The organism is Streptococcus sp. 477, assembly GCF_013277295.1.
In the GTDB taxonomy this organism is placed as follows: Bacteria; Bacillota; Bacilli; order Lactobacillales; family Streptococcaceae; genus Streptococcus; species Streptococcus pseudopneumoniae.
Genome location: NZ_VMMQ01000100.1, coordinates 1 through 12,247, shown reverse-complemented (window position 1 = coordinate 12,247; position 12,247 = coordinate 1). Strand labels below are relative to the sequence as shown.

General features: G+C 41.8%; 8 protein-coding genes and 1 pseudogene. 7 read left to right on the top strand and 2 right to left on the bottom strand.

The window, feature by feature from the left end; all coding sequences use genetic code 11:
* Positions 1-238: 238 nt before the first annotated feature.
* The 5 genes from rsmH (at position 239) to HT691_RS10690 (ending at position 7,200) form a co-directional block, all read left to right on the top strand.
* A complete protein-coding gene (gene rsmH, locus HT691_RS10710; RefSeq protein WP_023934064.1) occupies positions 239-1,189 on the top strand; it encodes a 16S rRNA (cytosine(1402)-N(4))-methyltransferase RsmH in 951 nt (316 codons plus the stop codon).
* Between the two features lie 11 nt (positions 1,190-1,200).
* The gene (gene ftsL / locus HT691_RS10705; protein WP_000840840.1) at positions 1,201-1,518 is read left to right on the top strand and encodes a cell division protein FtsL; all 318 of its coding nucleotides are present in this window, start codon (positions 1,201-1,203) and stop codon (positions 1,516-1,518) included.
* Between the two features lie 3 nt (positions 1,519-1,521).
* Positions 1,522-3,774 carry a penicillin-binding protein 2X gene (pbp2X, locus tag HT691_RS10700; protein WP_138701903.1) on the top strand — a complete coding sequence of 751 codons (2,253 nt, stop codon included), beginning with the start codon at positions 1,522-1,524 and terminating at the stop codon, positions 3,772-3,774.
* 1 nt (position 3,775) lies between these two features.
* Complete coding sequence (gene mraY, locus HT691_RS10695; RefSeq protein ID WP_023934065.1) at positions 3,776-4,756, top strand: phospho-N-acetylmuramoyl-pentapeptide-transferase; 981 nt, start codon at positions 3,776-3,778, stop codon at positions 4,754-4,756.
* A gap of 338 nt (positions 4,757-5,094) precedes the next feature.
* The gene (locus HT691_RS10690; RefSeq protein ID WP_138703386.1) at positions 5,095-7,200 is read left to right on the top strand and encodes an ATP-dependent Clp protease ATP-binding subunit; all 2,106 of its coding nucleotides are present in this window, start codon (positions 5,095-5,097) and stop codon (positions 7,198-7,200) included.
* 295 nt (positions 7,201-7,495) lie between these two features.
* On the opposite strand, the gene HT691_RS10685 is transcribed toward HT691_RS10690, so the two are convergent.
* Together HT691_RS10685 and HT691_RS10680 are read right to left on the bottom strand one after the other, a co-directional pair.
* Entirely contained in the window at positions 7,496-7,978 is a 483-nt protein-coding gene (locus HT691_RS10685; protein ID WP_000032561.1) for an S-ribosylhomocysteine lyase, read from the bottom strand.
* A gap of 94 nt (positions 7,979-8,072) precedes the next feature.
* Positions 8,073-9,557, bottom strand: coding sequence for a DUF1846 domain-containing protein (locus HT691_RS10680; protein ID WP_000743635.1), 1,485 nt, complete (start codon positions 9,555-9,557; stop codon positions 8,073-8,075).
* A 152-nt stretch (positions 9,558-9,709) separates the two neighbouring features.
* Between HT691_RS10680 and HT691_RS10675 the strand changes: the two genes are divergently transcribed.
* A complete protein-coding gene (locus HT691_RS10675; RefSeq protein ID WP_001156807.1) occupies positions 9,710-11,317 on the top strand; it encodes an alpha-glucosidase in 1,608 nt (535 codons plus the stop codon).
* Positions 11,318-11,512: 195 nt separating this feature from the next.
* A pseudogene (locus tag HT691_RS10670) lies at positions 11,513-12,247 on the top strand (ABC transporter substrate-binding protein); the annotation flags it as partial.

Below are 12,247 nucleotides of genomic sequence, written 5' to 3'. Positions count from 1 at the left end.
CTGATGAGAATCACAACAGCCTCATTCGTAGATGGTTACCTAAGGGAACTAAGGAAACGACTCCCAAAGAAGTCACATTCATCTAAAATTGGATTAATAACTATCCTAAAAAATGCTTGAACTACAAATCACCCAGAGAAGACTTCTTCATGGCTAACTTGAACTTGAAATTTGGCCTCCTTATCCTATTTGTCTGACTAGTGCAAGCTGGTCGGATTTGTGGTAAAATAGATAAGATATGACAAAAGAATTTCATCATGTAACGGTCTTACTCCACGAAACGATTGATATGCTTGACGTAAAGCCCGACGGTATCTACGTTGATGCGACTTTGGGTGGAGCAGGCCATAGCGAGTATTTATTAAGTAAATTAAGTGAAAAAGGTCATCTCTATGCCTTTGACCAGGACCAGAATGCCATTGACAATGCGCAAAAACGCTTGGCACCTTACATTGAAAAGGGAATGGTGACCTTTATCAAGGATAACTTCCGTCATTTACAGGCACGTTTGCGCGAAGCTGGTGTTCAGGAAATTGATGGAATTTGTTATGACTTGGGAGTGTCTAGTCCTCAATTAGACCAGCGTGAGCGTGGTTTTTCTTATAAAAAGGATGCGCCACTGGACATGCGGATGAATCAGGATGCTAGTCTGACAGCCTATGAAGTGGTGAACCATTATGACTATCATGACTTGGTCCGTATTTTCTTCAAGTATGGAGAGGACAAATTCTCTAAACAGATTGCGCGTAAGATTGAACAAGCACGTGAAGTCAAGTCAATCGAGACTACGACTGAGTTAGCAGAGATTATCAAGTCGGCCAAACCTGCCAAGGAGCTCAAGAAGAAGGGTCATCCTGCTAAGCAGATTTTCCAGGCTATTCGAATTGAAGTCAATGATGAACTGGGAGCGGCAGATGAGTCCATCCAGCAGGCTATGAATATGTTGGCTCTGGATGGTAGGATTTCAGTGATTACCTTTCATTCCTTGGAAGACCGCTTGACCAAGCAGTTATTCAAGGAAGCTTCAACAGTTGAAGTTCCAAAAGGCTTACCCTTCATCCCAGATGATCTCAAGCCCAAGATGGAATTGGTGTCCCGTAAGCCAATCTTGCCAAGTGCAGAAGAATTAGAAGCCAATAACCGCTCGCACTCAGCCAAGTTGCGCGTGGCCAGAAAAATTCACAAGTAAGAGGGAAAAAGATGGCAGAAAGAATGGAAAAAACAGGTCAAATACTACAGATGCAACTTAAACGGTTTTCGCGTGTGGAAAAAGCTTTTTACTTTTCCATTGCTGTAACCACTCTTATTGTAGCCATTAGTATTATTTTTATGCAGACCAAGCTCTTGCAAGTGCAGAATGATTTGACAAAAATCAATGCGCAGATAGAGGAAAAGAAGACCGAATTGGACGATGCCAAGCAAGAGGTCAATGAACTATTACGTGCAGAACGTTTGAAAGAAATTGCCAATTCACACGATTTGCAATTAAACAATGAAAATATTCGAATAGCGGAGTAAGATATGAAGTGGACAAAAAAAGTAATCCGTTATGCGACCAAAAATCGGAAATCGCCGGCTGAAAACAGACGCAGAGTTGGAAAAAGTCTGAGTTTATTATCTGTCTTTGTTTTTGCCGTTTTTTTAGTCAATTTTGCGGTCATTATTGGGACGGGCACTCGCTTTGGAACAGATTTAGCGAAGGAAGCTAAGAAGGTTCATCAAACCACCCGTACAGTTCCTGCCAAACGTGGGACTATTTATGACCGAAATGGAGTCCCGATTGCTGAGGATGCGACATCTTATAATGTCTATGCGGTTATTGATGAGAACTATAAGTCAGCAACGGGTAAGATTCTTTACGTAGAAAAAACACAATTTAACAAGGTTGCAGAGGTCTTTCATAAGTATCTGGACATGGAAGAATCCTATGTAAGAGAGCAACTCTCGCAACCTAATCTCAAGCAAGTTTCCTTTGGTTCGAAGGGCAATGGGATTACCTATGCCAATATGATGTCTATCAAAAAAGAGTTGGAAACTGCAGAGGTCAAGGGGATTGATTTTACAACCAGTCCCAATCGTAGTTACCCAAACGGACAATTTGCTTCTAGTTTTATCGGATTAGCTCAGCTCCATGAAAATGAAGATGGAAGCAAGAGCTTGCTGGGAACCTCTGGAATGGAGAGTTCCTTGAACAGTATTCTTGCAGGGACAGACGGCATTATTACCTATGAAAAGGATCGTCTGGGTAATATTGTACCTGGAACAGAACAAGTTTCCCAACAAACGGTAGATGGCAAGGATGTTTATACAACCATTTCCAGCCCTCTCCAGTCCTTTATGGAAACCCAGATGGATGCTTTTCAAGAGAAGGTAAAAGGAAAGTACATGACAGCGACTTTGGTCAGTGCTAAAACAGGGGAAATTCTGGCAACAACGCAACGACCAACCTTTGATGCCGATACTAAGGAAGGAATCACTAAGGACTTTGTCTGGCGTGATATTCTTTATCAAAGTAACTATGAGCCAGGTTCCACTATGAAAGTGATGATGTTGGCTGCTGCTATTGATAATAATACCTTTCCAGGAGGAGAAGTCTTTAATAGTAGTGAGTTAAAAATTGCAGATGCCACGATTCGAGATTGGGACGTTAATGAAGGATTGACTGGTGGCAGAATGATGACTTTTTCTCAAGGTTTTGCACACTCAAGTAACGTTGGGATGACCCTCCTTGAGCAAAAGATGGGAGATGCTACCTGGCTTGATTATCTTAATCGTTTTAAATTTGGTGTTCCGACCCGTTTCGGTTTGACGGATGAGTATGCTGGTCAGCTTCCTGCGGATAATATTGTCAACATTGCGCAAAGCTCATTTGGACAAGGGATTTCAGTGACCCAGACGCAAATGATTCGTGCCTTTACAGCCATTGCTAATGACGGTGTCATGCTGGAACCTAAATTTATTAGTGCCATTTATGATCCAAATGATCAAACTGCTCGGAAATCTCAAAAAGAAATTGTGGGAAATCCTGTTTCTAAAGATGCAGCTAGTCTAACTCGGACTAACATGGTTTTGGTAGGGACGGATGCGGTTTATGGAACCATGTATAACCACAGCACAGGCAAGCCAACTGTAACTGTTCCTGGGCAAAATGTAGCCCTCAAGTCTGGTACGGCTCAGATTGCTGACGAGAAAAATGGTGGTTATCTAGTTGGGTTAACCAACTATATTTTCTCGGCTGTATCGATGAATCCGGCTGAAAATCCTGATTTTATCTTGTATGTGACGGTCCAACAACCTGAACATTATTCAGGTATCCAGTTGGGAGAATTTGCCAATCCTATCTTGGAGCGGGCTTCAGCTATGAAAGACTCTCTCAATCTTCAAACAACAGCTAAAGCTTTGGAGCAAGTAAGTCAACAAAGTCCTTATCATATGCCTAGTGTCAAGGATATTTCACCTGGTGATTTAGCAGAAGAATTGCGTCGCAATCTTGTACAACCTATTGTTGTGGGAACAGGAACGAAGATTAAAAACAGTTCTGCTGAAGAAGGGAAGAATCTTGCCCCAAATCAGCAAGTCCTAATCTTATCTGATAAAGCAGAGGAAGTTCCAGACATGTATGGTTGGACAAAGGAGACTGCTGAGACCTTTGCTAAGTGGCTCAATATAGAACTTGCATTTGAAGGTTCGGGCTCTACTGTGCAGAAGCAAGATGTTCGAGCTAACACAGCTATCAAGGATATTAAAAAAATTACATTAACTTTAGGAGACTAATATGTTTATTTCCATCAGTGCTGGAATTGTGACATTTTTACTAACTTTAGTAGGAATTCCGGCCTTTATCCAATTTTATAGAAAGGCGCAAATTACAGGCCAGCAGATGCATGAGGATGTCAAACAGCATCAGGCAAAAGCTGGGACTCCTACAATGGGAGGTTTGGTTTTCTTAATTACTTCTGTTTTGGTTGCTTTCTTTTTCGCCCTATTTAGTAGCCAATTCAGCAATAATGTGGGAATGATTTTGTTCATCTTGGTCTTGTATGGCTTGGTCGGATTTTTAGATGACTTTCTCAAGGTCTTTCGTAAAATCAATGAGGGGCTAAATCCCAAGCAGAAATTGGCTCTTCAGCTTCTAGGTGGAGTTATCTTCTATCTTTTCTATGAGCGTGGGGGCGATATCCTGTCTGTATTTGGTTATCCAGTTCATTTGGGATTTTTCTATATTTTCTTCGCTCTTTTCTGGCTAGTCGGTTTTTCAAATGCAGTCAACTTGACAGACGGTATTGACGGTCTGGCTAGTATTTCCGTTGTGATTAGTTTGTCTGCCTATGGAGTTATTGCCTATGTGCAAGGCCAGATGGATATTCTCCTGGTGATTTTTGCCATGATTGGTGGTTTGCTCGGTTTCTTCGTCTTTAACCATAAGCCTGCCAAGGTATTTATGGGAGATGTGGGAAGTTTGGCTCTCGGTGGAATGCTGGCAGCTATCTCTATGGCCCTCCACCAAGAATGGACTCTCTTGATTATCGGAATTGTTTATGTCTTTGAAACAACTTCGGTTATGATGCAAGTCAGCTATTTCAAACTGACAGGTGGCAAACGTATTTTCCGTATGACGCCTGTACATCACCATTTTGAGCTTGGGGGATTGTCTGGTAAAGGAAATCCTTGGAGCGAGTGGAAGGTTGACTTCTTCTTTTGGGGAGTGGGACTTCTAGCAAGTCTTTTGACCCTAGCAATTTTGTATTTGGTATAAGAATAGCACCCTGATGTTTCAGGGTGTTTTTGCTTTTTAAAAAATATTGGTCAATTAAAGTCAAAACTCTTGACCTTTTCTGACCAATGTAGTATATTATGAACGTAAGGTAAATGAAAGCCTTACTAGAACACTTATTTAAAGTAAAATAGAAAGAGGTGGGTCTATGTTTCATCTAGAAATCTTCAGAAGTAAAGATAGTCTACTCCTGCTTGAAAAAGAAAAACCAGAAATAGTACGTAGGGTAGCGATCTAGCTAGTCTAAATTTTTTAAAATAATGGTCAAAGATAGTCAATATCAGTAATCATAACTTTGTAAACAAAAAGAGGTAAAGAATATGAATAACAACTTTAATAATTTTAATAACATGGATGATTTATTTAACCAATTGATGGGTGGTATGCGAGGATACAGTTCTGAAAATCGCCGTTACTTAATTAATGGGCGCGAAGTCACACCTGAGGAATTTGCTCACTATCGTACGACTGGTCAATTACCAGGAAATGCAGAAACTGATGTGCAAATGTCACAACAGGCATCAGGTATGAAACAAGACGGTGTCCTTGCAAAACTAGGTCGAAACTTGACAGCAGAAGCGCGTGAGGGCAAGTTGGATCCTGTTATCGGACGAAACAAGGAAATTCAAGAAACATCTGAAATCCTCTCACGCCGCACCAAGAACAATCCTGTTTTGGTCGGAGATGCAGGTGTTGGTAAGACAGCAGTTGTCGAAGGTCTAGCGCAAGCCATTGTGAACGGAGATGTTCCTGCTGCTATCAAGAACAAGGAAATTATTTCTATTGATATCTCAGGTCTTGAGGCTGGTACTCAATACCGTGGTAGCTTTGAAGAAAATGTCCAAAACTTAGTCAATGAAGTGAAAGAAGCAGGGAATATTATCCTCTTCTTTGATGAAATTCACCAAATTCTTGGTGTTGGTAGCACTGGTGGAGACAGTGGTTCTAAAGGACTTGCGGATATTCTCAAGCCAGCTCTCTCTCGTGGAGAATTGACAGTGATTGGGGCAACAACTCAAGACGAATACCGTAACACCATCTTGAAGAATGCTGCTCTTGCTCGTCGTTTCAACGAAGTGAAGGTCAATGCTCCTTCAGCAGAGAATACTTTTAAAATTCTTCAAGGCATTCGTGATCTCTATCAACAACACCACAATGTCATCTTGCCAGACGAAGTCTTGAAAGCAGCGGTGGATTATTCTGTTCAATACATTCCTCAACGTAGCTTGCCAGATAAGGCTATTGACCTTGTCGATGTAACGGCTGCTCACTTGGCGGCTCAACATCCAGTAACAGATGTGCATGCTGTTGAACGAGAAATCGAAACGGAAAAAGACAAGCAAGAAAAAGCAGTTGAAGCAGAAGATTTTGAAGCAGCTCTAAACTATAAAACACGCATTGCAGAATTGGAAAAGAAAATCGAAAACCACACAGAAGATATGAAAGTGACTGCAAGTGTCAATGATGTGGCTGAATCTGTGGAACGAATGACAGGTATCCCAGTATCGCAAATGGGAGCTTCAGATATCGAACGTTTGAAAGATATGGCCCATCGCTTGCAAGACAAGGTGATTGGTCAAGATAAGGCCGTAGAAGCTGTAGCTCGTGCTATCCGTCGTAACCGTGCTGGTTTTGATGAAGGAAATCGCCCAATCGGCAGCTTCCTCTTTGTAGGGTCTACTGGGGTTGGTAAGACGGAGCTTGCTAAGCAATTGGCACTCGATATGTTTGGAACCCAGGATGCGATTATCCGTTTGGATATGTCTGAATACAGTGACCGTACAGCTGTTTCTAAGCTAATTGGTACAACAGCAGGCTATGTGGGTTATGATGACAATAGCAATACCTTAACAGAACGTGTTCGTCGCAATCCATACTCTATCATTCTCTTGGATGAAATTGAAAAGGCTGACCCTCAAGTTATTACCCTTCTCCTCCAAGTTCTAGATGATGGTCGTTTGACAGATGGTCAAGGAAATACAGTAAGCTTCAAGAACACTGTCATTATTGCGACCTCAAATGCTGGATTTGGCTATGAAGCCAACTTGACAGAAGATGCGGATAAACCAGAATTGATGGATCGTTTGAACCCCTTCTTCCGTCCAGAATTCCTCAACCGCTTTAATGCAGTCATCGAGTTCTCACACTTGACTAAGGAAGACCTTTCTAAGATTGTAGATTTGATGTTGGCTGAAGTTAACCAAACCTTGGCTAAGAAAGACATTGACTTGGTAGTCAGTCAAGCGGCTAAAGATTATATCACAGAAGAAGGTTACGACGAAGTCATGGGGGTTCGTCCTCTCCGTCGCGTGGTTGAACAAGAAATTCGTGATAAGGTGACAGACTTCCACTTAGATCATTTAGATGCTAAACATCTGGAAGCAGATATGGAAGATGGCGTTTTGGTTATTCGTGAGAAAGCCTAAGATAGAATTTTGAGGATAAAAAAGAAGGAGCCAGCTGAAAAAAACTGGTTCCTTTTGAGGTACGACGGGCATGTCGTGTAGTAGAGGTGTACTATTCTAGTTTCAGTCTACTATAGTAGCTCAGAAGTCGGTACTTAAACGTGCTATATCAAAACCAGTCCTGGAAAAACGTGGACTGGTTTCGTGTTTGGATTATTACCTTGAACGACATGCGTTAAAAGTTAGTTGAACCGCCGTATGCCGAACGGCACGTGCGGTGGTGTGAGAGGGGCTAGAGATTATCCCCTACTCGATTTTAAATCACATGACGTTCAAAGGCATCATCTGAAATACCTTGTTCCAAGATGAGTTTTGCCCATTCTTTAGCAGAGAAGAGGCTGTGGTCCTTGTAGTTTCCGCAAGATTCGATGGTTGTCCCTGGGACATCTTCCCAAGTAGTAGTTTCAGCGATTTCCTTGAGCGAATCCTTGATAACAGCTGCGATTTTAGCACTGGCGTGACGTCCCCACATAATCATGTGGAAGCCTGTGCGGCAACCAAATGGTGAACAGTCAATCATGCCGTCAATGCGGGTACGGATGAGTTTGGCTAAGAGGTGCTCGATAGTGTGAAGGCCGGCAGTAGGGATCGAGTCTTCATTGGGTTGCACTAAACGAATATCATAATTGGAGATGACATCTCCCTTTGGCCCTGTTTCTTCCCCAATCAAGCGAACATAGGGTGCTTTGACAATGGTGTGGTCAAGTTCAAAACTTTCGACAATAACTTCTTTTGACATGGTAAATCCTTTCAGTTTTCTTCTCTCATTATATCATAAAGGTTGCTCCTGAGACAGAGAGAAAACCTCTCCGAGGCTGGAGAGGTTGAAATCTTTACTTACGATATAAGCGGTCGTATTGGTAGTATGGGTCAAAGGTTACGTTGATACCCAGTTTACGAAGGACATTCTTGTCTTCATCAGTCAAGATGATGGTTGAGTGGGCTTCGCTTCCTTTGAGGTTGCCGAGTTCTTCCATAGCGCGGGCAGCATCAGGATTTTCTGTAGCTGTGATAGCAAGTGCAATCAGGATTTCATTTGAATGAAGGCGTGGATTGTGGCTACCGAGATGATCGATTTTAAGACCTTGGATTGGCTTAACAACTTCAGGCTCGATTAGTTTTACTTCTTTAGCGATGTCAGCTGATTTTTTGATGGCGTTGATCAAGGCAGCGGCTGTAGGGCCAAAGAGTTCTGAGTTCTTACCAGTGACGATTTCCCCATTTGGCAATTCAAAGGCTAGGGCTGGTCCACCAGTTTCTTCTGCTTTTTGGCGCGCAACGACAGCAACCTTACGGTCTGCAGGTGTGATACCGAGGTCGTTCATGAGCAACTCAATTTTCTTGACGGCAGCTTCGCCAACTTTTTCAGCTTTGAAGTCAAGAACTGTTTGATAGTAACGGCGGATGATTTCTTGTTTAGAAGCTTCGACAGCAGCCTCGTCATCTGTAATAGCGAAACCAACCATGTTGACACCCATATCTGTCGGTGAAGCGTATGGTGATTTTCCGAGAATACGTTCCAACATGCGCTTGAGCACTGGGAAGATTTCGATATCACGGTTGTAGTTGACAGTGGTTTCTCCATAGGTTTGAAGATGGAAGGGGTCAATCATGTTGACATCATCAAGGTCAGCTGTGGCAGCTTCATAAGCCAAGTTAACTGGGTGATGAAGGGGAAGATTCCAAACAGGGAAGGTTTCAAATTTAGCGTAGCCAGACTTGATGCCATTGATTTGGTCGTGGTACATATTGGACATACACGTTGCCAATTTTCCAGAACCGGGTCCAGGAGCGGTTACGACAATCAAGTTGCGACTGGTTTTGATGTAGTCGTTTTTGCCCATGCCTTCTGGGGAAATGATGTGATCCATATCCGTCGGATATCCTTTGATTGGATAATGAAGATAAGAATCAATTCCGTTTTTCTCAAGTTGGTTGCGGAAGGCATCTGCAGCGGGTTGGCCAGCGTATTGTGTAATGACAACGGAGCCGACAAAAATCCCTAATTCATTGAATTTGTCAATCAAACGAAGAACTTCTTGGTCATAAGAAATGCCTAAGTCGCCACGTGCTTTGGAATGTTCAATGTTGCTAGCATTAATGGCAATCACAACCTCAACCTGCTCTTTCAATTCTTGCAAGAGCTTGATTTTGTTGTCAGGTTCATAACCAGGAAGGACACGAGCAGCGTGGAAATCTTCTAACATTTTACCGCCAAATTCTAAGTAGAGTTTGCCGTCAAATTGGTTAATGCGTTCCAAAATATGGTCGCGTTGTAAATTCAAATATCGTTCAGAACTAAAAGCTTGTTTTTTCATTTTTTTACCTCTGACCTCTATTATAATAAAAAATTGGAAGTTAGGAAACTACGGAGTTAAAAAAGGAATCAAAAAGATTAGGCGAACGCTTGCATAAAAATCTGAAAAGCGCTATCATAGACTATAGATTATTAAAATAATGAGGTAAGAAGATGCAAGAAAAATGGTGGCACAATGCCGTAGTTTATCAAGTTTATCCAAAGAGTTTCATGGACAGCAACGGAGATGGAATTGGCGATTTGCCAGGAATTACCAGTAAGTTAGACTATCTAGCCAAGCTAGGGATTACAGCGATTTGGCTTTCTCCCGTTTATGACAGCCCTATGGATGATAATGGCTACGATATTGCTGATTATCAAGCGATTGCAACGATTTTTGGAACCATGGAGGATATGGATCAACTGATTGCGGAAGCTAAGAAGCGTGATATTCGTATCATCATGGACTTGGTGGTCAATCATACCTCGGATGAACATGCTTGGTTTGTAGAGGCCTGTGAAAATCCTAATAGCCCTGAGCGAGACTACTATATCTGGCGCGATGAACCCAATGACCTAGATTCTATCTTTAGTGGGTCTGCTTGGGAATACGATGAAAAGTCAGGTCAATACTATCTCCACTTTTTCAGTAAGAAACAGCCGGATCTCAACTGGGAAAATGAAAAACTTCGCCAGAAAATTTATGATATGATGGACTTCTGGATTGATAAAGGTATTGGTGGTTTCCGTATGGATGTTATTGACATGATTGGCAAAATTCCTGACGAGAAGGTAGTCAATAATGGTCCTATGCTTCACCCCTATCTCAAGGAAATGAATCAGGCCACCTTTGGAGCTAAGAATCTCTTGACAGTAGGGGAAACCTGGGGAGCAACGCCAGAGATTGCCAAGCTCTACTCTGACCCAAAGGGGCAAGAATTGTCTATGGTCTTCCATTTTGAACATATCGGTCTTCAGTATCAGGAAGGTCAGCCTAAATGGCACTATCAAAAAGAGCTGAATATCGCTAAGTTAAAAGAAATCTTCAACAAATGGCAGACAGAGTTAGGAGTTGAGGACGGCTGGAATTCCCTCTTCTGGAACAACCATGACCTCCCTCGTATTGTCTCAATCTGGGGAAATGACCAAGAATACCGCGAAAAATCTGCCAAAGCCTTTGCAATCTTGCTTCATATTATGAGAGGAACTCCTTATATCTACCAAGGTGAGGAGATTGGGATGACCAACTATCCGTTTGAAACGCTGGATCAAGTAGAAGATATTGAATCCCTCAATTATGCGCGTGAAGCTCTTGAAAAAGGTGTTTCGCTGGAAGAAATCATGGACAGTATACGTGTCATTGGACGTGACAATGCCCGTACCCCTATGCAATGGGACGAGAGCAAAAACGCTGGTTTCTCAACAGGTCAACCTTGGTTGGCAGTGAATCCAAACTATCAAGCAATCAACGTTCAAGAAGCGCTGGCAAATCCAGATTCTATTTTCTATACTTATCAGAACTTGGTCCAAATCCGTAAGGAGAACAGCTGGCTGATTCGAGCTGACTTTGAATTGCTTGATACGGCTGATAAGGTCTTCGCCTATATCCGTAAAGATGGCGACCGTCGTTTCCTAGTTGTGGCTAACTTGTCCAATGAAGAGCAAGTCTTTGTAGTAGAAGGAAATGTCAAATCTGTCTTGATTGAAAACACCCTAGCTCAAGAAGTCTTTGAAAAACAAATCTTAGCTCCATGGGATGCTTTCTGTGTGGAATTACTATAAATATTTTTTACAGAAAAATTTAAAATTGAAATCGCATAAAAACAAGGGAAGGCTGTATGAAAAGGCAGAAATCCTTTGTTTTTTATAACCAAGGTTTATAAACTTTCATTCTCGAAATTCAATTAACTTTACAAATTTCCACTATTTTGGTAAAACAAACCTATGTTACAAAAACTAACATAAAGTAGAAGGGAGATGAATACAAAAAAGAGTGTCCTTAGTGCAGGCCTGACTTTTGCCTTGCTTTTAGCTGCTTGCGGACAATCAGGTTCAGATACAAAAACTTACTCATCAACCTTTAGTGGAAATCCAACTGCATTTAACTACTTGTTAGACTACTACGCTGATAATACAGCCATCATTACCAACCTAGTTGATGGTTTGCTTGAAAATGACAATTACGGAAATCTAGTTCCGTCTTTAGCAGAGGACTGGTCTGTTTCAAGCGGCGGTCTGACTTATACTTACAAATTGAGAAAAGTGCCAAATGGTTCACGGCTGACGGTGAAGAGTACGCCCCAGTTAAGGCACAAGATTTTGTGACAGGTATCAAGTACGCAGTGGATAATAAATCACAGGCCATTGACTTGATTCAAAACTCGATTAAGGGCTTGAATGATTATATTACAGGAGCGAATTCTGACTTTTCTAAGGTTGGGGTGAAGGCCATTGACGACCAGACTGTTGAGTATACTTTGTCACGGCCAGAACCTTACTGGAACTCAAAAACAACCAACAGTATTCTTTTCCCAGTAAACGAAGAGTTTTTAAACTCAAAAGGGAAAGATTTTGGTACCCTATCTCCAGATAGTATTCTCTACAGCGGACCTTATTTGTTAAAAGATTTCACATCAAAATCATCGATCGAGTATGCGAAAAATCCGCATTACTATGATCATGACAAAGTATCAATTGATACTATCCTAAAAT